The organism is Streptomyces sp. NPDC053367 (assembly GCF_044545925.1).
Lineage (GTDB): Bacteria > Actinomycetota > Actinomycetes > Streptomycetales > Streptomycetaceae > Streptomyces.
Genome location: NZ_JBITYN010000007.1, coordinates 271,457 through 292,163, shown reverse-complemented (window position 1 = coordinate 292,163; position 20,707 = coordinate 271,457). Strand labels below are relative to the sequence as shown.

The window sequence follows — 20,707 nt, the reverse complement described above, 5'->3', positions numbered from 1 at the left end:
TTGAGACCGCCAAGGGCGCCTCGCACGGGCGGCGCATCCATCGCGCCTGGTTCGTCGCCGCGGTCGCCTTCGTGACGATCATCGGCGCGGCCGCCTTCCGCTCCCTGCCGGGTCTGCTCTTCGACCCGCTCCACGAGGACTTCGGCTGGTCACGCGGCACGATCGGCGCGGCGGTCTCGATCAACCTGGCGCTGTACGGGCTGACCGCCCCGTTCGCGGCCGCGCTGATGGACCGCTTCGGCATCCGCCGGGTGGTGGCCGTGGCCCTGACGGTGATCGCGTTCGGCTCGGGGCTGACGGTGTGGATGACCGAGCCTTGGCAGCTGCTGCTGTGCTGGGGCCTGCTGGTCGGTCTCGGCTCCGGCTCCATGGCGCTGGCGTTCGCGGCGACGGTCACCAACCGCTGGTTCACCACGCGGCGCGGACTGGTCACCGGCATCCTCACCGCCGCGTCCGCCTCCGGACAGCTGATCTTCCTGCCGCTGCTGTCCTGGATCGTGGAGAACCACGACTGGCGCCCGGCCGCGGTCACGGTCGCGCTCGCCGCCCTCGCCGTCGTCCCGTTCGTCTGGCTGCTGCTGCGCGACCATCCGGCCGACGTGGGCCTGCGGCCTTACGGAGCCGGGGAGTTCGTGCCGAAGCCCGCCCCCGTGCCGGGGGCCGCTCGGCGGGCGGTGACCGTGCTGTTCTCGGCCGTCCGCACCGGGCCGTTCTGGCTGCTGGCCGGCTCCTTCGCGATCTGCGGGGCCTCCACCAACGGCCTGATCCAGACCCACTTCGTACCCGCCGCCCACGACCACCACATGCCGGTCACCGCCGCGGCGTCGCTGCTCGCCGTCATCGGTGTCTTCGACGTCGTCGGCACGATCGCCTCCGGCTGGTTCACCGACCGCTTCGAGGCCCGCCGGCTGCTCGCGGTCTACTACGCGCTGCGCGGTGTCTCCCTGCTGTTCCTGCCGCTGCTGCTGGCGCCGAACGTGCACCTGCCGATGGTGTTCTTCATCGTCTTCTACGGACTGGACTGGGTCGCCACGGTCCCGCCGACCCTCGCCCTGTGCCGCGAGCACTACGGCGAGGACAGCGCCATCGTCTTCGGCTGGGTGCTCGCCTCGCACCAGGTCGGCGCCGCGCTGGTCGCCTTCCTCGGCGGCGTCGCCCGCGACAACTTCGGCTCCTACGACGTCGTCTGGTTCGCCTCCGGCGCACTGTGCGCGGCGGCCACGCTGATGGTGCTGGTGATCCGGCGGGGCCGGGCGGCGGCACCGGCGCCGGCGTGACGCGGGGCTCTGCCTGCTGAGGGGCGCCGGCTGCGGGGGCTCGGTCGCGGGTGTCGTGATCTCAGCGGCACACCGCCAGCACGTCCAGTGCCACGGCCCCGTGCCCGCGGGGCAGCACCATCAGCGGGTCGATGGCCAGCGAGGCGAGGTCGTCACCCAGCTCCAGCGCCATGCGCTGCACCCGCAGGACGACCTCCACGAGCGCGTCCACGTCGGCCGGGGGCCGCCCCCGCACCCCGTCCAGCAGGGCCCGACCGCGCAGTTCGGCCGGCATGGTCCGCGCCTGCTCCTCACCGAAGGGCGGCACGCGTACGGCCGTGTCCCGCAGCACCTCCTCCAGCACCCCGCCCAGTCCGACCCGCACCGTCGGCCCGAACAACTCGTCGTGGGAGATGCCGACCGCCATCTCCACACCGTGCCCGACCATCTGGCACACGAGGACGCCGTCGAGGTCGACACCCTCGTAGCGGGCGACCTCCGTCAGCTCCCGGTAGGTGTCACGGACCTGCGCGGCCGACGTCAGCCCCACCTTCACCAGACCGAGCTCGCTCTTGTGGGCGGCCCGCGCGCCGGACGCCTTCAGCACCACCGGGTAGCCCACCTGCCCCGCCGCCCGGACGGCCGCGGCCGCACTGGTCACCAACTGCTCGCGCGGCACCCTGATCCCGTACGCCCGCAGCAGCTGCTTGGCCGCGTGCTCGCTCAACCGGCGGCCCGGCCGCAGCAGTTCGCGCGCCTTGCGGTAGGAGGGCGACGGCGTGCGCGGAGCCTCGTCGAAGGGGGAGCGGTAGCCGCGTACGAACCGGTGGTGGCCGAGGTAGGCGCGCACGGCCGACAGGCAGTTGCCGACCGTGCGGAAGGTCGCCACCCGGGACGAGCCGAGCAGGACCTCGCGGTAGGCCGGCTCGGTGCCCACCGGCGAGCCCCACACCACGCACACCAGCTTGTCCGTCCGCTCCGCCGCGTCCACCAGGTCCCGCACGAGCCGGTCGCTCAGTGGCGGGAAGGGCCCGGGGACCGGGCAGACCAGCACGCCCACCTCGGGATCGTCCAGCAGCGAGTCGATGATCCTCCGCCCGCGCTCGTCGCCCGCCGGAGGGCCGCCGCAGTCGACCGGGTTGGCCACGCTCAGGCACTCCGGTATCCACTGGTGCAGCTCCGCCTGCCGGGCCTCGGACAACACCGGCAGCCGCAGGCCGAGCCCGGCCGCGAGGCCGGCGACATGCGCGCCCGTGGCGCCCGAGACCGAATACACCACGACCCCGTCGGCGCGCGGCGGCCGTGCCCGGGCCAGCAGGGCCGCGGTGTCCTGGAGTTCGTCGAGGCCGTCCACCCGGATCACCCCGAACTGCCGCATCGCCGCGTCGACGACGTCGTCCGCGCAGGTCAGCCTGCCGGTGTGGGAGGCGGCCGGGCGTGCGCCCGTCTCCGTGCGGCGCACCTCGACCGCGACCACCGGCACCCCGCGCCGCGCGGCCCGGTCGGCGGCGAGCAGGAAGGCGCGCCCGTCCTTCAGTCCCTCCACACAGGCGGCGACGGCCCCGACCTCGGGCTGCTCGGCGAAGTAGGAGATGAAGTCGGCGGCCTTCAGGTCGGCCTCGTGGCCGGTCGGCACCCAGTGGGAGAGCCGCACGCCCAGCTCCTGCAGCGCGAACACCGGCCGCCCCTGATGTCCGGACCGGGTCACCAGGGCGATCGCCGGGCCGTGCAGGTCGTCCCGGAACCGCTCGAAGACGCTGAGGTCGGTGTTCGGCCCGAGCAGCCGCATCCCGGACCCGCCGACGGCGGCGGCCAGCCGGGCCGGCGCGGCAGCGTCCGGCTCGTCCGTCTCCGCGGACCCGGACGCGAGGACGGCCGCGAACTTCGCCTTGGCCGCGGCGAGTTCCTCGATCACCGGAAGGGGGTCGGCGACCAGCAGGACGGCGAGGTCGACCTGCTCGGGCAGGTCGGCGACGGAAGGGACGCAGGGTAAGCCGAAGACCTCGGCGCGGCCCGGGTGGACCGGGTACAGCCGGGCACCCATCCGCTCGGCCCAGGACAGCAACCGCCGGGTGACGCCGGTGTCCGGGCAACCGTCGGCGTCCGAGGCGCCGATCACGGCGACGGACTCGGGGCGGAACAGGCGGTCCAGTTCGGGTACGCCGGCGCGCAGGGGCCGCCCGCTGACATCGAGGTCGTCGGCCGGACGGCCGTGGACGGCGGGCCCGGGTCGGTGCTCACCGCAGGCGATGACGCGGGCCCGGCGGGAGTCGGTGGTGAGGGTGCCGTGGGTCGATCCGAGCATCGTCCGCCCGCTCCTGTCATGACAGTTCGAGACAGCTCCGACAACTGACGCTCTGTCAGGTTACTGAATGGACACATACTCAGGAACGGCTCGTGCGGGCAAAGATTGTGAAGCTTGGAGGGGGCGGGGCCGGCGTCGGACCCAGGGCCGGGGCCAGGGGCGCCCGCCGCCGCCCGACGGCGTCGGCCGGGTGCTCAGGACGGCAGGCGGGACACCTCGGGGCCGGCCTGGCGGGCGATGGATCGGGCGATCTTCCGGGCGTCGATGGCCAGTTCGCGGAGCATGCCGCTGATGGGGTTGGTGAAGCCGGTGAAGTAGAGGCCGGGGGCGTGCCGCGGGGTGCGGGCGCCGTGCACGACCGGCCGGCCGCGGGTGTCGAGGACGTCCAGGTGGCCGACCAGTCCCTCCAGGGCCCGGTGGTAGCCGGTCGCGGCGATGACGGTGTCGGGGGTGACGCGGGTGCCGTCGGCGAGGAGGACCGCGTCGCCCTCGAAGGAGTCGACGGCGACCACGACCTCGACCCGGCCCCGGCGTACGGCGTCGATCAGGCCGACGTCCTGGACGGGGATCGCCCCCTCGGTGACCCTGCGGTAGAGCCCGGTGCCGGGGCGGGGCAGGCCGTGCGCGGAGAGGTCCGGCACGCTCAGCCGGGCCACCGGCCTGGCCAGCAGGTCGACCAGGCCGACCGGCAGGCGCCGTACCAGGACGCCGGTGTACTGGGCGGCCCAGCCGGCCGTGGAGCGGCGCAGGATGTGCGGGGTCGTGCGCACGGCGAGCCGTACCCGCCCGGCGCCGCCCTCGGCGAGGTCGACGGCGATCTCCGCGCCGGTGTTGCCGGCCCCGACGACGAGGACGTCACGGCCGGAGAAGGGCTCGGCGTTGCGGTAGTGGGAGGCGTGCAGGAACTCGCCGGGAAAGGCGTCGCGGCCCGGCCAGTCGGGGATGCGGGGGGTGTGGTTGTAGCCGGTGGCGACGACGACGGCGGCGCCGGTGAGCTGCCGGCCGCCGGTGGCGTGCAGCAGCCAGCCCGTGCCGTCCGGGGTGCGCTCGACGCGGGAGACCTCGACGCCCGTCACGATCTCCAGGTCGTGGTGCTCGGCGTACTTCCGCAGGTAGCGCACGACGTCGTCCCGCGACACCCAGCGGCCGAAGCGGCGGGGTATCGGCAGTCCGGGCAGGGCGGACAGGCGTCGGGTGGTGTGCAGGCGCAGCCGGTCGTAGTGGCGGCGCCAGGACGCGCCGACGGCGTCGGACTTCTCCAGGACGACGGCACGGATGCCGCGGGAGCGCAGCGCGTACGCGGCGGCGAGTCCGCCAGGGCCGCCGCCGATGACGTAGACGGGGCGCTCGGCGGGGGTCGCTGCCGTGGGGGGTGCGGACGCTGTGGGGTCGGCCATGTCCGCGAGCGTAATCACGTGCCGGGTTGATGGGTCTCGGTCAAGACCGGAATTGATTGCGGAATGGTCACGGGTGAGGGGGTGGTGTGGCGGAACGTGTGGCGGATGCGCGGACGAGGCCGACGTGCGGTGGGCGAGCGGGTGCCGGGTCCGCCGCGGCGTCCTGACCTGACGTGCCGTCAGACCCGTCTCCCTCTCGCCTTTCCCCTCTGCCGTCCGCCGTCCGCCGTCCGCCGTCCGCCGTCCGCCGTCCGCCGTCCGTCTCCCGTCTTCCGGCGAGCCGCAGGTCGACTTCAGGGAAGGTGTGCCGGTGTTCGAAGTCCGTGGTGACAACGGGCGCGGGCTCGCTTGAATGGATGGATGACGTCGATACATGAACGTTTCCTCACCAGCACGGTCCCCCCGGTGTCCGGCCACGGTCTGCGGCTGGTGTCCTGGGACGCCGACTCCCCGGCCGACGCGGAGGCGTGGCTGCGCGGGCTGACCGACCCGGAGTTCCGGCGCTGGAACACCCCCCTCAAGCCGGTCGAGGACCTCGCGAGCGCCCATGCCTCGCTGCGCGCGAAGGCGGAGCGCGCGGCGGACGGCGCGGATGTCACCTTCCGGATCGCCGACGCGGAGAGCGGTACGACTCTGGGGCAGATCGGCGTGAACCTGATCGACCACCTCATGCGGGTCGCCCGGGTCGGCTACTGGGTGCTGCCCGAGGCCCGTGGCCGGGGCGTCGCCGCGCGTGCCCTGCGGCTCACCGCGCACTGGGCGCTGACCGACCTCGGCCTGCACCGGCTGGAGCTGGGCCACGCGGTCGGGCACGACGTGTCCTGCCGTGTCGCCGAGCGGTGCGGGTTCCCGTACGAGGGGACGTTGCGCGGGGCGATGTGGGAGGACGAGCGCCGGGAGACCTTCCGGGACGTCCATCTGCACGCCCGCCTCGCCACCGACCCCGAGGTGCCGGCGTGAGCGGCGGGGGAGCGGGCTGGCGGCTGACCGAGGATCTCGACGACTTCCTCGCCCGTGCAGGAACGTTCCTGCACTCGCGTCCGGATCTGCACACCGTCGTCCTCACCGTGACCGAGGGCCTGCGCACGCGCGGACCGCGCGCGTACGGCGACGAGGCGCCCTTCTTCGGGGTGCTGGAGGAGGCCGGGGCCGTACGGGCGGCCTGCTTCCGCACCCCGCCGCACCGGCTGGGCCTCACGCCGCTCACCGCCGCGCAGGCCGACTCGCTGGCGGCGCACCTGGCCGCCGTGGGCCGCCGGGTCCCCGGCGTCGGTGCGGAGGCCGGGACCGCCGGCCTCTTCGCCGAGGCCTGGCAGCGGCACACCGGCGTGACGCCCGAGGTGGGGGAGCGGCAGCGGCAGCGGCTGTACCGGCTGGACGCGCTGACCGTGCCGCAGCCGGTGCCCGAGGGGCGGCCGAGGATCGCCGAGGAGGCGGACCGGGACCTGCTGGTGCGCTGGTTCGGGGAGTTCCACCGGGACATCGGCGAGGACGACGGCGGACGCGGCGGCTCCTGGGCGGACGCCCGCCTCGCGTACGGCGGTGTCGTCCTCTGGGAGGCCCCCGACGGGACCCCCCTCTCCATGGCCGGACTGACCCCGCCGGTGGCCGGCCAGATCCGGGTCGCGCCCGTCTACACCCCGGCCCGTCTGCGCGGCCGGGGCTACGCCGGAGCCGTCACGGCCGAGGTGAGCCGGCTCGCCCGCGAGCGCGGCGCCGAACAGGTCCTGCTCTTCACCGACCTGGCCAACCCGACCAGCAACGCCCTGTACCAGCGGATCGGTTACCGCCCGGTGGCGGACTTCGCGCTGTACGACTTCACGGCCCAGGACCCCGACGCCCAAGCCCGCACGCCCCAAGCCCGCACGCCCCAAGCGCGCGCCGCCCCGGGCCGCACCGCCCAAGAGTCGACTGCCCAAGAACCAACCGCCCAGGACCCCACCGTCCAGGACCCCACCGTCCAGGACCCCACCGTCCAGGACTCCACCGCCCAGGGCGTCACGGCCGCCTGAGCGTCACGGCCACAGCAGTTCGCGCACCCAGCCGTCCTGGGCCCGCCGGTAGGTGAGCCGTACGTGGCGGCGCCGTTCCTCCCCCTGGAAGAACTCGACCTCCTCGGGGCGGAGCCGGTACAGCGTCCAGGACGGGACCGGCGCGTCGGGGTGCCGGCGCGCCCGCTCCCAGGCGGCCTCCGAGGCCCGCGCCAACTCGTCGGCCGAGCCGAGGACCTCGCTCTGCCGGCCGGTGAGGGCGGCGGCCAGCGCCCCGGTGGAGCGGGCGTGCAGATCCGCCTGCCCCTCCTGCGAGGGCGCGGCGGTCACCGGTCCCCGGACGCGCACCTGGCGGCCGAGGACCGGCCAGTAGAAGCCGAGCGCGGCGTACGGCCGGCCGGCCAGGTGGCGGCCCTTGCGGCTCGTCGCGTGGGTGGCGAAGGCCCAGCCGCCGGCGTCGGCGCCGTGCAGCATCACGGTCCGTACGTCGGGCAGGCCTGTCTCGTCCGCCGTGGCGAGGCTCATGGTGTGCGGCTCGGTCTGTCCTGCGGCCACCGCCTCCGCGAACCACCGCGTGAAGAGGTCGAGCGGCTCGGCGGGCGCGGTGCCGGGGTCGAACGGCGGCAGCTCGGTGACCTGCGGGTCCCACACCCGCAGCGACCGCAGCAGCTCGTGCAGATCCTGTGCCATGCCCCGAGTATGTCCGGCACCGCCGCACGGGCTCACCCGGGCCCAGCACCCCCGCCTCGGAGGCCGGCCCCACTTCCGGCTCGTACCGAAGGAGCGGGCGCCGGGCTCAGAGCGTGGCCAGGCGCTGGACCAGCAGGAACGCGCCGATCCCCAGCATCGCCGCGCCCGAGGTGCGGGTGACCGCGCGGGCGGCCGCAGGGCGGGCGCGCAGGACGGCGCGGGCCGCGACGCCGACGGTGAGGTAGACGGCCGCGCAGCACGCCATGTGGAGCACTCCGAGCGCGGCGGTCTGCGCCGGCACCGGGAGGCGGTCGCCGTCTGTGGTGAGGAACTGGGGCAGGACCGACAGGTAGAGCAGCAGTCCCTTGGGGTTCAGGCCGCTGATGGTGGCGCCGCGCAGGAAGACGCCCGTGGTGCCGCCGCGCACCGGCTCCTCGTCGGCGCCGGGAACGCCCGGGCGGCGCAGTACGCCCCAGCCGAGCCGTACGAGATAGCCGGCGCCCGCCACGGTGAGTGCGGTGAGCAGCGCCGGGGAGCCCGCCACCAGCACGGCGAGGCCCGCCGCCGCGAGAGCCGTGTGCAGCGCGTAGCCCGCGACGAGACCGCCCACCGCGGCGCCGACCGAGCGGCCGCGCAGCCCGGCGGCGACGGCGTACGCCCAGTCGGCGCCCGGTACGCACACCAGCAGCAGGTCGATCGCGAGGAAGGAGAGGAGGGCAGCCGAGTCCATACCGGGAACGCTATGCGCATATGCCCCGAAAGTGTTCCCGGATCTTGCCCGCCCTCTCGTACGATGAGGGAAGATCTGCCCCATGGACGACGTGGACCGGAAAATTCTTGCCGAGCTCCAGCAGGACGGGCGGCTGACCGTGACCGAGCTGGCCGCGCGGGTGCGGCTGAGTGTCTCGCCGTGTCACCGGCGTCTGCGGGAGCTGGAGCGGTCGGGGGCGATCAGCGGATACCGCGCGGTGGTGGAGCCGGCGGCGGTGGGGCTGTCCTTCGAGGCGCTCGTCTTCGTGTCCATGCGGCAGGAGGACCGGGACACGGTCGTGGAGTTCGAGCGCGCGCTGACCGAGGTGGAGCACGTGCTGGACGCACAGCGGCTGTTCGGGGAGCCGGACTATCTGCTGCGGGTCGCCACCGCCGATCTGGCGGCGTTCCAGAGGCTCTATGACGAGAGGCTGGCTACTCTGCCGGGCGTGCAGCGGTTGACCTCGACCCTGGTGATGAAGCATGTGGTGAAGGACCGGCCGCTGCCCTCGTGATCGCCGTAAGGCTTGATCGCCGGCTTGATCGCCGTCGCGGGCTCACGGCCGTCCTTCGCTCTTCGCGCAGTTCCCCGCGCCCCTATGGGGGCGCCTGACAAGACGGTGGGGAAAGATCTGCGGCTACTTCGTCGGCTTCTTGCCCGTCACGCCCAGGTGGACCAACAGCGCCAGGTTGGGCCTCAGTTCGGCCTGCTTGACGCCCCAGGACGTGAAGCCCTTCTGGTGGGAGGCGACCGCGGCGAGCATGGCGACGATCGAGCCGGCGACGGCGGCCGGGTTGACGTCCTTGTCGACCTTGCCCTTGGACTGGAGTTCGGTGACGGCGTCCGCCAGGGAGCTGTTCACCGAGTTCAGGATCTTCATGCGGAGCTTGTAGAAGCGCTTGTCGCCCTCGGCGGCCCCGAGGTCGACCACGCGCAGGATCGCCTCGTTCTTGCGCCAGAACTCCAGGAAACCGTCGACGAGTTCCTGCGCGGTCTGCCACCCGGCCTTGCCGACCCAGCTGCGGCCCTCGAGCAGATCGGTCAACCCGGCGCCCTCGGCGGCCATTTGCTCGGCGATCTCCAGGACGGCGCCCTCGACGTCCGGGAAGTACTGATAGAAGGTCGCGGGCGAAGTGCCCGCCTTCCGGGCGACATCGATGACCTTGACGTCCCGGTAGGGAGAGGAGCTGAGCATCTCACTGAGGCAGTCCAGCAGCTTCTGCCGCGTGGCCTGCCCACGCCGACCGGCCACGCGGCCGTCAACGGTACGCACTTGTCCTGTCATGTCGTCAGCTTACCGAGGGGTGATGGGAGCGCGATTCGGCCGACTGCAAATGGGGTGCACGGGGGATCGGAGCGAGGTGTGCCTGGTCTGCGCGCTGCGTGAACGGCCGTTACTTTTCTTGTATGGCCGAAAACAGGGCATCGCGGGTCACGGAGGGCGTCCCCGCATGGGTGGACGCACAGCTTCCCGACGTGGAAGCGGGGAAACGGTTCTACGGTGAGCTCTTCGGATGGACCTTCGAGGAGTGGTACGGCGGCTCCGTGCGGGCGCTGAAGGGCGGCGAGCCGGTCGCCGCGCTGGCCCACAAGACGGACGGCCGTATGCCCACCGTCTGGACGGTGTACTTCGCCAGCCCGGACATCGAGTCGCTGGCCCGGCGGGTCCGGGAGGCGGGCGGGCAGGTGGTGGCGGCACCGCTGCCCGTCGGCCGGCTGGGCGTCTCCGCGCTCGCCGCCGACCCCGAGGGCGCCGTCTTCGGCCTGTGGCAGCCGGGCACCCACCCCGGCTTCGGGGTGCGGCACGAGCCCGGCACCTTCGTCTGGGCCGAGCTGTACGCCCGGGACACCGCGGGCGCCAACGTCTTCTACGGCGGCCTCTTCCACGACGCCCTGTTCGGCCCCGACGCCGAGCCCGACTTCGGGCGGGCCCCCGTCACCGACGTCTTCCCCACCGAGATGCCGCCGCACTTCCTGGTCCACTTCCGGGTCGAGGACTGCGAGGCGGCCCTGGCGGAGGTGAGCCGGCTGGGGGGCCGGGTCCAGGCCGCGCCGTTCACGACTTCCTACGGCACTGTGGGCGTGGTCACCGACAACCAGGGGGCGTCGTTCGCCGTCCTGGAGCGCTGAGCGGATGGTTTTGCCCCTGTTTGCGGTCTGACACCCCAATTCTCACCAGGTTCGCAACCCGGCGCTCCGCCAGGAAGAATCGGGGTGCGTGCCGCCATGGCGGTGCGGTGGTGAGACGCTGCACGGGGTCGCGTACATACGTGGGTGACGCGGCCCGTACGGGGAGGTGGCAGGCAAGTGGTGGATCAGCTGACGCAGCACGATCCGCGGCGGATCGGGCCGTTCGAGGTGCTGGGACGGCTGGGGGCCGGCGGCATGGGGCTGGTCTATCTCGCGCGTTCGGCGTCCGGCCGGCGGGTGGCGATCAAGACCGTCCGGACGGAACTCGCCGAGGACCAGCTCTTCCGCGTCCGCTTCACGCGCGAGGTGGAGGCGGCCCGCGCGGTCTCCGGCTTCTACACGGCGGCCGTGGTCGACGCCGACCCGCGCGCCGCCGTGCCCTGGCTGGCCACCGCGTACGTGCCCGCGCCCTCGCTGGAAGAGATAGTGAACGAGTGCGGGCCGCTCCCGGCCCAGGCCGTGCGCTGGCTCGCGGCGGGCGTCGCCGAGGCGCTGCAGTCCATCCACGGCGCCGGGCTGGTCCACCGCGACCTCAAGCCCTCCAACGTCCTCGTCGTCGAGGACGGCCCCCGGGTGATCGACTTCGGTATCGCCTCCGGCGTGTCGAACACCCGTCTGACGATGACCAACGTCGCCGTCGGCACCCCGGCCTACATGTCCCCCGAGCAGGCCAAGGACTCCCGCAGCGTCACCGGCGCCAGCGACGTCTTCTCGCTCGGCTCCACCCTGGTCTTCGCCGCGACCGGCCACCCGCCCTTCCACGGCGCCAACCCGGTCGAGACGGTCTTCATGCTGCTCAGGGAGGGCCCGGACCTGGAGGGCCTGCCCGACGAGCTGCGCCCGCTGATCGAGTCCTGTATGCAGATGGAGGCCGCCGCCCGGCCCACCCCCGCCGACCTCCAGGCGCAGCTCGCCCCGCACCTGTTCGGCTCCGGCTCCGACGACAGCGGCACCGCGAGCGCCTGGCTGCCCGAGAAGGCCGTCGCCCTCATCGAGACCCGCCGCGGCGGCCGCCTCGCCCCGAAGCCGGCCCCCGCCGCGGGCCGCAGCACCGGCGGACACCGGCCGGGCCAGTCGGCCCACCCCGTCCTGCCCCCGCCCCCGCCTCCGCACCCGCCCGCCCCGGTGGGCTCCCCGTCCGGCACCCCCGACACCGGCCCCGTACGGCTGGCCGGCGCGCCCGTGCCCATCGGTCCGGGCCCGCGGGTCGCCGACGCCCGCGCCGCCGCCGTCAAGGCGCCCCCGCCCGAGGCCGGCCTCGTCGCCGCCTGGTCCAAGCCCCGCCCCGGCAGCGGCGTCAACGGCACCGACCCCGCCCCGGCGCAGCCGCCCGCGCCCGCCCCTGAGACGCCCGGTTCCTGGCGGCCGTGGCGCTTCCGCATGTCCAACGACGTCTGGGGCACGCCCGCCGTCGCCGACGACCTCGTCTACGTCACCTCCTTCGAGGTGCACGCCCTCGACGTCGCCACCGGCCGGCGCCGCTTCAAGACCCGCGACGTCGCCTGGTCCATGGCCGTCGCGGACGGCCGCATCCACGCCTCCGACGGGCCCACGCTCTTCGCCCTGGACGCCCGCGAGGGCACCGACCTCTGGCGCCTCCAGACGGACGCCTGGGTCTACTCCCTCAAGGCCGACCGCGGCACGGTCGTCACCGGCACCCGCGGCGGCGGCGTACAGGCCTGGGAGGCCGCCGGCGGCCAGAAGCTGTGGGAGCTCACCGGCGCCCAGAGCGACTTCGAGTCACCCGAGGCCGGCCCCACCGTCCACGACGGCACCGTCTACGTCTGGCAGGACGCCCGGCTGCGCGCCCTCGACGCCCGCACCGGCGACGAGCGCTGGTCCTACCCCATCGGCGACGCGGCCTCCTGCGGCGGCGTCCCCGTCCGGCTCACCCCCGCACCCGACGGCTACGTCTACGTCAGCGCCGGCACCCGTGTCCTCGCCATCGACATCGCCGCCGGGCACGTCAAGTGGCACTTCGAGGCCCCGGCCGTCTTCCTGTGCCCGCCCGCCTACGCGCCCGGCCCCGCCGTCACCGGCGGCGGCATCTACCTCGCCGACTACCTCGGCACCGTCTACGCCCTCGACGCCACCGACGGCCGCGACCGCTGGCGCATCGCCACGGAGAGCCGCGCCTCCATCGAGCCGGTCCTGGTCGCGGGCGGCCACGTCCACGTCGGCAGCGGCAACGGCCTGTACACCCTGGACGCCGTCACCGGCACGCCCAAGTGGCGCTTCCAGGCGGGCGGCGACATCGTGGGGGCGCCGTCGGTGGCCGAGGGCCGCATCCACTTCGGCTCCACCGACCACCTGCTGTACACCCTGAAGGCCGACGACGGCCGGCTGCGCTGGAAGCTGGCCACGGGCGGCGAGATCACCGGCTCCCCGGTCGTGCGGGACGGCATCGTCTACGCGTGCAGCAAGGACCGCTGCGTGTACGCGCTGGATGCGGAGAAGGGGACGGGAACGGCCCGGACGGCGTAACCCGGCCCTCGGGCGGGACGGCCGTCGTACCGGGGCACGGAAGGGGGTTCCAGACGGCGGCCGTCGCTGGTGGGAGGGGTGCGGGGGCCGTGCGCGGACCCGTCACCGCTCTCACGGCAGACGCTACGCCCGGCGAGCCTCACCCGCCACACACGCCCCGACGCGTCCGGTACGCCCATGAGCTGCGCCGCCATCCCGCCCCCCGCACCGGCCCCCGGACACACCTCGGCCGCGGTGGCTCCCCCTCCGCGCCACCGCGGCCGATCCCCGTCGGGATGGAAGTGTTCTGGGACTTACTTGCCGTCCAGGTCCAGGGCGGGCGGGGCCGGCATGTGGCTGTCGAGCGTGGTGACGGTGTCGTCGCTCGGCGGGACCGGCATGTGGCTGTCGAGCGTGGTGATCGTGCCGTCGCTCGGCGGGGCCGGCATGTGGCTGTCGAGGGTGGTGATGTCCTCGGTGTTCTTCTCGGTGTTGCTCATGTGCGAACTCCCCTGTGACAGAGCGCTGAGGTGGCAACGCCCGTTCGGCAACTCCCCCGAGGGCTGCCGAACGGGCGTTCCGGGGCGTTCACCTTATCCGTGAGCCCCGTTCGGCCCGTCTGCCCCCCGACGCGACGGACCCGATGACCAAAGAGTGGCAGCAGCCCATAAACGTTCGATGAACGCCGGGACGCGGGGTCAGCCCGCCACGGCCGGGTGGAGGAGGCCCCGCAGTTCGTCCGCCTCCGGCGCGCCCGCCGCCTCGTGGATCGTGAGGGCCTCACGCCAGCATGCCCGAGCGCGGTCGGTCTCGCCGAGCTGCTGGAGCGAACGGCCCAGCAGGGTCAGGATGTTGGCCCGCATCCACTCGCCGCCGATGCATCCCGTCGACAGCGCCTGCTCCGAGTGCTGGGCCGCTTGCGCAGGCCGGCGGGCCGCCAGATGGACCTGCGCGATGCGGAAGTGAGTCGTCCCCTCCCACAGACGCTGCCGGTTCTCGACGAACGTCTGCAGCGCGTCGGTGAGCTCGTCCAGCGCCTCACCGTGTCTCCCGGCGTGACCGAGCGCGATGCCGAGCGCGTAGCGGGCATTGGCCAGACGGAAGGTGAGACCGAGCCGGTCGTAGATCGCGATGCCTTCGCGGACCAGGTCTATGGCCGGGGTGACGCGGCCCAAGGACACCAGGACGCGCGAGAGATTGCAGAGCGCACTCGCCTCCCCGGCCCTGTTGCCGTCGAGTCGGAACGCGTGGATGGCTGCCAGGAGGTGGGCTTCGCTGGCGGCGCGCCGGTTCTGGCAGTTGGTGATGATGCCCTGTTCGTTGTGGGCGTTGCCGTTGGTCCAGGGATCGTCGGTGCGGCGCCCGAGTTCGATGGCCCGCTCGGCTTCCTCGCCGGCCTCCTCCCAACGGCCGGCACGGCTGAGCACTTGGGCCAGCGTGGTGCGTGCCCGCCCCTCGGCGTAGGCGTCACCGACAGCGGCCGAGGCGTCCCGGGCGGCGAGGGCAGCGGCTTCGTAGCGGAGCGAACTGGCTCCTGACTCGGCGAGGTCCTTCGCGGCCAGGAGCAGGTCCACGGCCCGCCGGAGGGTCTTCGGTTCCAGGGACTGCTGTACGCAGGAAAGAATGCAGGCCGCCTCGGAGTGCAACCAGTCCAGCGCCGGGCCGTCGTCGCGGAACTGCTGCCCCGGGTGCTCGGTGGCCTCGAGATGCTCCACGGTCCGGTCTCCGGGCCGTTCGATCGCATACACCCGAGCCGCGGTGGCGAGATAGAAGTCCAGCAGTCGCGACATGGCCGCGTCCCGCTCGCCCGGCGGCCACTCGTCCCTCTCCGCGCAAGCCCGCGCATAGAGCCGCACCAGGTCATGGAACCGGTAGCGGCCGGGTGCCGCGGACTCCAGGAGGGACGTGTCGACCAGGGACTCCAGGATGTCCTCGGTGTCCTCGATGTCCAGGTCCAGGACGGCGGCGGCCGCGGCCAGGGAGATGTCCGGGCCGTCGGCGAGGCCGAGGAGGCGGAAGGCGCGGGCCTGGGGCGGTTCGAGGGCGCCGTAGCCCAGTTCGAAGGTGGCCTTGACCGCCAGGTCGCCCGCCTGGAGTTCGTCGAGCCGGCGGCGTTCGTCGGCGAGCTTGGCCGCCAGGACCGAGACCGTCCAGGTGCGCCGGGCGGCGAGGCGGGACGCCGCGATGCGGATGGCCAGGGGGAGGAAACCGCAGGCCGCGACGACGTCCAGGGCGGCCTCGCGCTCGGAGCGCACCCGTTCGTCGCCGACGATCCTGGTGAAGAGGGCGAGGGCCTCCTCCGGGGACATCACGTCCAGGTCGACGAGGTGGGCCCCGGCCAGGCCGACCATCCGCACCCGGGAGGTGACGAGCGCGGCGCAGCCGTCCGTGCCGGGGAGGAGCGGGCGCACCTGGGCCGCGTCCCGCGCGTTGTCCAGGAGGACCAGCACGCGCCGGCCGTCCAGGACCGACCGGTACAGCGCCGCGCGTTCCTCCAGGGAGTCCGGGATCGCCGAGTCGGCCGTGCCCAGGGCGCGCAGGAAGGCGCCCAGGACGGTCTCGGGCTCCGCCGCGCGAGGGCCGGCGCCCTGGAGGTCGACGTACAGCTGCCCGTCCGGGAAGGCCGGCCGCGCCTGGTGGGCGACGTGCACCGCCAGGGTCGTCTTGCCCACGCCCCCGATGCCGGCCAGCGCCGACACCGCCATCACGCGGCCCTCGGACGAGGTCAGCACCTCGCTCAGCTCGGACACGAAGGACGCGCGCCCGGTGAAGTCCGGCACCGTCGCCGGCAGCTGGGCGGGGCGGACCGGGACGACGGCCGGCTCGGCGGTCCCCGAAGCCGGTTCCGCCAGGCCGGGGTCGGCCCGCAGGATCCGCTCCTGCAGCTCGCGCAGCCCAGGGCCCGGGTCGACGCCCAGTTCGTCGTCGAGGAGCCGGCGGGTGTCGGCGTACACCGCGAGGGCCTCCGCCTGCCGGCCGCTGCGGTAGAGGGCGAGCATCAGCAGCTCGCGCAGGCGTTCGCGCAGGGGGTGTGCCGCGGTGAGAGCCGTGAGCTCGGAGACCGCCTCCGCGTGGCAGCCCTGCTCCAGGTCGAGGTCGAGCCGGCTCTCCAGCAGGCCCAGGCGCCACTCCTCCAGGCGCACGCGCTGGGCCTCGGCGTAGGGGCCGGGGACGCCCGCCAGGGGTTCGCCGTCCCACAGGGCGAGCGCGCGGCCGAGCAGGGTGCGGGCCTCGCCCGGGTCTCCGGCCTGGCGGGCCTTCTCCGCCTCCGTCACCAGGTCCTGGGCGAGGGTGAGGTCGAGTGCCCCCGGGGCCCGCAGGGCGTAGCCGCCGGACTCGCTGACCAGCACCCCGGAGCCCAGCGCCTTCCGCAACCGGGAGGCGTACGTCCGTACCGCGGCCAGTGCCTGCGAGGGCGGCTCCTCGCCCCACAGCGCGTCGATCAGCTCGGCGGCCGTGGCGGTACGGCCCTCACGGAGCAGCAGGGCGGCGAGCAGGGCGCGTTGCTGGGGGGAGCCGGTCGGGACCGGTGACCGGGAATCCTCTTCGGGCGCCCCCTCGATCCGCCAGGCACGCACCGGTCCGAGCACGGCGAAGCGCAGCGGCGCGGGCTCCTCAGAGCCACGACGGCGCTGCTCCGGTACGCGCGGTACCCCGTCCATCGTCGTCCCCCTAGACATCCCGAACAACTCCGTCAGTCTGCCTTGTTCATGGCGGATGCGTCAGCCGTGCGAGACGCCGATCACAGACCGGCGCGCGGGAGTGCACAAAGCCCTCACATCCGCTCCTCCCGACCGCGCGTTCGACGGTCCGTCAGATCGCCTGCGCGGTGGCCCACATGGAGGCCAACACCGACTTCCCGCGCATCATTTCCGCCGACGGCCACACCGGCGAGCCGCCGGCTGTCGCCTCTCCGACCGCGGCCTCGTCGGCCAGGTCCGGTCCGTCGACGTGGCCCGCGCCTTCCGTGTCGCACGCCGGCCGTGCGCGGGCGGGGCCGGCGTGAGCAGAGGCCGGCCGCGCCACGGAGGCCCCCTTCGGCGGTTTCCGGGCCGCGCGCTCGGGGCCGTGCGCGGGTAGAGATGGGGCATGCGCATCGCCGTCACCATCTTCCTCACCGACGAGACGATCACCCCGACCCGGCTCGCCCGGGAACTGGAACAACGGGGCTTCGCCGGGCTGTACCTGCCCGAGCACACGCACATCCCGACCGAGCGGACGACCCCGTACCCCGCGGGCGGTGAGCTGCCGCGCGAGTACGGCCGAACCCTCGATCCCTTCGTCGCGCTCGGCCAGGCCGCCGCGGTGACCGAGCGGCTCGGGCTGGGCACGGGCGTCACCCTGGTCGCCCAGCACGACCCGATCGTCCTGGCCAAGCAGGCCGCCACGGTCGACCACCTCTCCGGCGGGCGGCTCACGCTGGGCGTGGGCTTCGGCTGGAACCTGGAGGAGGCCGCCGACCACGGCGTCGACCGGCGCACCCGGCGCGACCTCGTCCTCGACCGGATGCGGCTGATGCAGGCCCTGTGGGCCGAGGAACCGACCGGCTACCAGGGCGAGTTCGGCAGCGTGCGGCCGAGCTTCGCGCACCCCAAGCCGGTGCGTGAGCCGCGCGGCCCGGTGACCGGCCCGCGCACCCTGGTCGGCGGGGCCGCCGGGCCCAAGCTGTTCGACCACGTCTGCGCCTACGCCGACGGCTGGCTGCCCCTCGGCGGGCGCGGTCTGTCCGAGTCCCTGCCGCGGCTGCGCACCCGCTGGGCCGACGCGGGCCGCGACCCGGACGCCCTGCAGGTCGTGCCGTACGCGGTCCGCCCCAACCCGGGCAAGCTCGCGCACTTCGCCGAGCTGGGCATCGAGGAGGTCGTGGCGCAACTGCCCACGGGCGACGAGACGGAGGTGCTGCGGGCGCTGGACGGGATGGCGGGCCTGGTGACGGGGTGAGGGCCCGTGCGGGAGGGCCCGCGCGGGCTTGTACCGGGCCTGTACGGACCGGCCCGCTGGCCGGAAAAAGCCCTGGTGGGTGTTGATCAGCCCGACCGTATCCTCGAAGGATGACGACTTCCGCGGCCCCCGGATCCGGCCCGACCGAGAACTCTCTGCGTCGCGCCCTCAGACGCGCCCGTGACGGCGTCGCCCTGGACGTCACCGAGGCGGCCGTACTGCTGCGGGCGCGCGGCGAGGCGCTCGACGACCTCGTCGCGTCGGCGGGCCGGGTGCGGGACGCGGGGCTCGCGCAGGCGGGACGGCCCGGTGTCATCACGTACTCGAAGAGCGTCTTCATACCCCTGACCCGGCTGTGCCGGGACAAGTGCCACTACTGCACGTTCGTCACGGTCCCCGGCAAGCTGCGGCGGGCGGGGCACGGGATGTTCATGTCGCCGGACGAGGTGCTGGACATCGCCCGCAAGGGCGCGGCCCTCGGCTGCAAGGAAGCCCTCATCACCCTCGGCGACAAGCCGGAGGACCGCTGGCCCGAGGCGCGCGAGTGGCTCGACGCGCACGGCTACGACGACACCATCGCCTACGTCCGCGCGATCTCCATCCGCATCCTGGAGGAGACGGGCCTGCTGCCGCACCTCAACCCCGGGGTGATGTCCTGGACCGACTTCCAGCGGCTCAAGCCGGTCGCGCCGAGCATGGGCATGATGCTGGAGACGACGGCGACGCGGCTGTGGTCGGAGCCGGGCGGCCCGCACCACGGCTCCCCGGACAAGGAACCCGCCGTACGGCTGCGGGTGCTGGAGGACGCGGGCCGGTCCTCGGTCCCCTTCACCTCGGGTCTGTTGATCGGCATCGGTGAGACGTACGAGGAGCGCGCGGAGTCCCTGTTCGCCCTCCGCAAGGTCTCCCGCGCCTACCACGGCATCCAGGAGCTGATCATCCAGAACTTCCGCGCCAAGCCGGACACGGCCATGCGCGGCATGCCGGACGCCGAACTGGACGACCTGGTCGCCACGGTGGCCGTCGCCCGGCACATCATGGGTCCGGGCGCCTGCCTCCAGGCCCCGCCGAACCTCGTCGAGGGCGAGTACGAGCGGCTGATCGCGGCCGGCGTCGACGACTGGGGCGGGGTGTCCCCGCTGACCATCGACCACGTCAACCCCGAGCGTCCCTGGCCGCAGATCGAGGAACTGGCGGCGAGGTCCCGGGCCGCGGGCTTCGAGCTGCGTGAACGCCTGTGTGTCTACCCGGAGTTCGTGCGGCGCGGCGAGCCCTGGCTGGACCCGCGGCTGCGTCCGCACGTGGCGGCGCTGGCGGACCCGGAGACGGGCCTGGCGCGGGCGGAGGCACCTGTGCGGGGGCTGCCGTGGCAGGAGCCGGAGGAGGTGTTCGTGCCGTCCGGACGGACCGATCTGCACGCCTCCATCGACACCGAGGGCCGTACCTCCGACCGCCGCGACGACTTCGACGAGGTGTACGGCGACTGGGACGCCCTGCGCGAGGCCGCCGCGCCCGGCATGGCGCCGGAGCGCATCGACACCGACGTACGGCAGGCCCTCGCGACCGCCGCCGACGACCCGACGCGGCTGACGGACGCGGAGGCGCTGGCGCTGCTGCACGCGGACGGGCCCGCGCTGGACGCGCTGTGCCGGGTCGCGGACGACGTACGCAAGTCGGCGGTGGGCGACGAGGTGACGTACATCGTCACGCGGAACATCAACTTCACCAACGTCTGCTACACCGGCTGCCGTTTCTGCGCCTTCGCCCAGCGCAGGACGGACGCCGACGCGTACACGCTGTCGCTGGAGCAGGTCGCCGACCGGGCCCGGCAGGCGTGGGACGTCGGCGCGGTCGAGGTGTGCATGCAGGGCGGCATCCACCCGGACCTGCCCGGCACCGCGTACTTCGACATCGCGAGGGCGGTGAAGTCCCGTGTCCCCGGCATGCACGTGCACGCCTTCTCGCCGATGGAGGTCGTCAACGGCGCGACCCGCACGGGCATGTCGATCCGCGAGTGGCTGACGGCCGCGAAGGAAGCGGGCCTCGACTCGATCCCGGGCACGGCGGCGGAGATCCTCGACGACGAGGTCCGCTGGGTCCTGACGAAGGGCAAGCTGCCGACGGCGACATGGATCGAGGTCGTCACCACCGCCCACGAACTGGGCATCCGCTCCTCGTCGACGATGATGTACGGCCATGTCGACCAGCCCCGCCACTGGCTGGGCCACCTGCGCACCCTGGCGGGCATCCAGCGCGAGACGGGCGGCTTCACGGAGTTCGTGACGCTCCCCTTCATCCACACCAACGCGCCCGTGTACCTGGCCGGCATCGCCCGCCCCGGCCCGACCCTGCGGGACAACAGGGCGGTGACCGCGATGGCCCGCCTGCTCCTGCACCCCTGGATCCCCAACATCCAGACCAGCTGGGTCAAGCTCGGCACCGAGGGCGCGGCGGAGATGCTGCGCTCGGGCGCGAACGACCTGGGCGGCACGCTGATGGAGGAGACGATCTCCAGGATGGCCGGCTCGTCGTACGGCTCCTACAAGTCGGTGCGGGACCTGGTCGCGGTGGCGCGGGCGGCCGGCCGCCCGGCGAAGCCGCGCACCACCCTGTACGGCGAGGTGCCCGAGGAACGGCAGCGGGCCGCGGCCGCCTCCGACGGGCACCTGCCGGAGCTGCTGCCGGTGCTGGACTGAGGGAGGGAGCGCCCCCGGCTGGCAGTA

General features: G+C 73.8%; 14 protein-coding genes and 1 pseudogene. 8 read left to right on the top strand and 7 right to left on the bottom strand.

The window, feature by feature from the left end:
• Positions 1 to 35: 35 nt before the first annotated feature.
• Positions 36 to 1,277: an MFS transporter gene (locus ACIGXJ_RS21325; RefSeq protein WP_399648099.1), complete on the top strand. Its 1,242-nt coding sequence runs from the start codon at positions 36 to 38 to the stop codon at positions 1,275 to 1,277.
• Positions 1,278 to 1,338: 61 nt separating this feature from the next.
• Here the strand turns inward: ACIGXJ_RS21325 and ACIGXJ_RS21320 are convergent, their stop codons facing one another.
• On the bottom strand, positions 1,339 to 3,561 hold the full coding sequence (locus ACIGXJ_RS21320) for an acetate--CoA ligase family protein (RefSeq protein ID WP_399647594.1): 2,223 nt from the start codon (positions 3,559 to 3,561) through the stop codon (positions 1,339 to 1,341).
• A 194-nt stretch (positions 3,562 to 3,755) separates the two neighbouring features.
• Positions 3,756 to 4,958 (bottom strand): flavin-containing monooxygenase, encoded by a 1,203-nt coding sequence (locus ACIGXJ_RS21315; RefSeq protein WP_399647592.1) that lies wholly within the window; start codon positions 4,956 to 4,958, stop codon positions 3,756 to 3,758.
• Between the two features lie 360 nt (positions 4,959 to 5,318).
• On the opposite strand from ACIGXJ_RS21315, the gene ACIGXJ_RS21310 reads away from it, so the two are divergent.
• Positions 5,319 to 5,918: a GNAT family N-acetyltransferase gene (locus ACIGXJ_RS21310; protein WP_399647590.1), complete on the top strand. Its 600-nt coding sequence runs from the start codon at positions 5,319 to 5,321 to the stop codon at positions 5,916 to 5,918.
• Positions 5,915 to 6,793: pseudogene (locus ACIGXJ_RS21305) on the top strand (GNAT family N-acetyltransferase); the annotation flags it as partial. The gene ACIGXJ_RS21310 and the pseudogene ACIGXJ_RS21305, both read left to right, overlap by 4 nt.
• A gap of 180 nt (positions 6,794 to 6,973) precedes the next feature.
• Here the strand turns inward: ACIGXJ_RS21305 and ACIGXJ_RS21300 are convergent.
• Both ACIGXJ_RS21300 and ACIGXJ_RS21295 read right to left on the bottom strand, forming a co-directional pair.
• Positions 6,974 to 7,639 (bottom strand): pyridoxal 5'-phosphate synthase, encoded by a 666-nt coding sequence (locus tag ACIGXJ_RS21300; RefSeq protein ID WP_399647588.1) that lies wholly within the window; start codon positions 7,637 to 7,639, stop codon positions 6,974 to 6,976.
• A gap of 106 nt (positions 7,640 to 7,745) precedes the next feature.
• Positions 7,746 to 8,369: a LysE family translocator gene (locus ACIGXJ_RS21295; RefSeq protein ID WP_399647586.1), complete on the bottom strand. Its 624-nt coding sequence runs from the start codon at positions 8,367 to 8,369 to the stop codon at positions 7,746 to 7,748.
• A gap of 82 nt (positions 8,370 to 8,451) precedes the next feature.
• Between ACIGXJ_RS21295 and ACIGXJ_RS21290 the strand changes: the two genes are divergently transcribed.
• Positions 8,452 to 8,904: an Lrp/AsnC family transcriptional regulator gene (locus tag ACIGXJ_RS21290; RefSeq protein WP_399647583.1), complete on the top strand. Its 453-nt coding sequence runs from the start codon at positions 8,452 to 8,454 to the stop codon at positions 8,902 to 8,904.
• A 123-nt stretch (positions 8,905 to 9,027) separates the two neighbouring features.
• On the opposite strand, the gene ACIGXJ_RS21285 is transcribed toward ACIGXJ_RS21290, so the two are convergent.
• On the bottom strand, positions 9,028 to 9,663 hold the full coding sequence (locus ACIGXJ_RS21285) for a TetR family transcriptional regulator (RefSeq protein ID WP_399648097.1): 636 nt from the start codon (positions 9,661 to 9,663) through the stop codon (positions 9,028 to 9,030).
• A gap of 134 nt (positions 9,664 to 9,797) precedes the next feature.
• Between ACIGXJ_RS21285 and ACIGXJ_RS21280 the strand changes: the two genes are divergently transcribed.
• Both ACIGXJ_RS21280 and ACIGXJ_RS21275 read left to right on the top strand, forming a co-directional pair.
• A complete protein-coding gene (locus ACIGXJ_RS21280) occupies positions 9,798 to 10,520 on the top strand; it encodes a VOC family protein (RefSeq protein ID WP_399647581.1) in 723 nt (240 codons plus the stop codon).
• Between the two features lie 177 nt (positions 10,521 to 10,697).
• Complete coding sequence (locus ACIGXJ_RS21275) at positions 10,698 to 13,064, top strand: PQQ-binding-like beta-propeller repeat protein (RefSeq protein WP_399647579.1); 2,367 nt, start codon at positions 10,698 to 10,700, stop codon at positions 13,062 to 13,064.
• Positions 13,065 to 13,357: 293 nt separating this feature from the next.
• On the opposite strand, the gene ACIGXJ_RS21270 is transcribed toward ACIGXJ_RS21275, so the two are convergent.
• Positions 13,358 to 13,543: a sigma-like protein gene (locus tag ACIGXJ_RS21270; RefSeq protein WP_399647576.1), complete on the bottom strand. Its 186-nt coding sequence runs from the start codon at positions 13,541 to 13,543 to the stop codon at positions 13,358 to 13,360.
• Between the two features lie 198 nt (positions 13,544 to 13,741).
• Positions 13,742 to 16,705, bottom strand: a complete 2,964-nt coding sequence (locus ACIGXJ_RS21265) for a BTAD domain-containing putative transcriptional regulator (RefSeq protein ID WP_399647573.1) — start codon at positions 16,703 to 16,705, stop codon at positions 13,742 to 13,744.
• Positions 16,706 to 17,132: 427 nt separating this feature from the next.
• Here ACIGXJ_RS21265 and ACIGXJ_RS21260 point away from each other — a divergent pair, with 427 nt between their 5' ends.
• Together ACIGXJ_RS21260 and ACIGXJ_RS21255 are read left to right on the top strand one after the other, a co-directional pair.
• A complete protein-coding gene (locus ACIGXJ_RS21260; protein ID WP_399647571.1) occupies positions 17,133 to 17,984 on the top strand; it encodes an LLM class F420-dependent oxidoreductase in 852 nt (283 codons plus the stop codon).
• Between the two features lie 110 nt (positions 17,985 to 18,094).
• Positions 18,095 to 20,680: a bifunctional FO biosynthesis protein CofGH gene (locus ACIGXJ_RS21255; RefSeq protein ID WP_399647569.1), complete on the top strand. Its 2,586-nt coding sequence runs from the start codon at positions 18,095 to 18,097 to the stop codon at positions 20,678 to 20,680.
• The last annotated feature ends 27 nt before the right edge of the window (positions 20,681 to 20,707 follow it).

What these genes read in the sequence shown, in the direction of transcription:
- ACIGXJ_RS21300 (WP_399647588.1), bottom strand. Translation starts at nt 7,639, where the DNA reads ATGGCACAGGATCTGCACGAGCTGCTGCGGTCGCTGCGGGTGTGGGAC.
- ACIGXJ_RS21280 (WP_399647581.1), top strand. Translation starts at nt 9,798, where the DNA reads ATGGCCGAAAACAGGGCATCGCGGGTCACGGAGGGCGTCCCCGCATGG.
- ACIGXJ_RS21295 (WP_399647586.1), bottom strand. Translation starts at nt 8,369, where the DNA reads ATGGACTCGGCTGCCCTCCTCTCCTTCCTCGCGATCGACCTGCTGCTG.
- ACIGXJ_RS21290 (WP_399647583.1), top strand. Translation starts at nt 8,452, where the DNA reads ATGGACGACGTGGACCGGAAAATTCTTGCCGAGCTCCAGCAGGACGGG.
- ACIGXJ_RS21265 (WP_399647573.1), bottom strand. Translation starts at nt 16,705, where the DNA reads ATGGACGGGGTACCGCGCGTACCGGAGCAGCGCCGTCGTGGCTCTGAG.
- ACIGXJ_RS21315 (WP_399647592.1), bottom strand. Translation starts at nt 4,958, where the DNA reads ATGGCCGACCCCACAGCGTCCGCACCCCCCACGGCAGCGACCCCCGCC.
- ACIGXJ_RS21310 (WP_399647590.1), top strand. Translation starts at nt 5,319, where the DNA reads ATGACGTCGATACATGAACGTTTCCTCACCAGCACGGTCCCCCCGGTG.
- ACIGXJ_RS21270 (WP_399647576.1), bottom strand. Translation starts at nt 13,543, where the DNA reads ATGAGCAACACCGAGAAGAACACCGAGGACATCACCACCCTCGACAGC.
- ACIGXJ_RS21255 (WP_399647569.1), top strand. Translation starts at nt 18,095, where the DNA reads ATGACGACTTCCGCGGCCCCCGGATCCGGCCCGACCGAGAACTCTCTG.
- ACIGXJ_RS21260 (WP_399647571.1), top strand. Translation starts at nt 17,133, where the DNA reads ATGCGCATCGCCGTCACCATCTTCCTCACCGACGAGACGATCACCCCG.
- ACIGXJ_RS21320 (WP_399647594.1), bottom strand. Translation starts at nt 3,561, where the DNA reads ATGCTCGGATCGACCCACGGCACCCTCACCACCGACTCCCGCCGGGCC.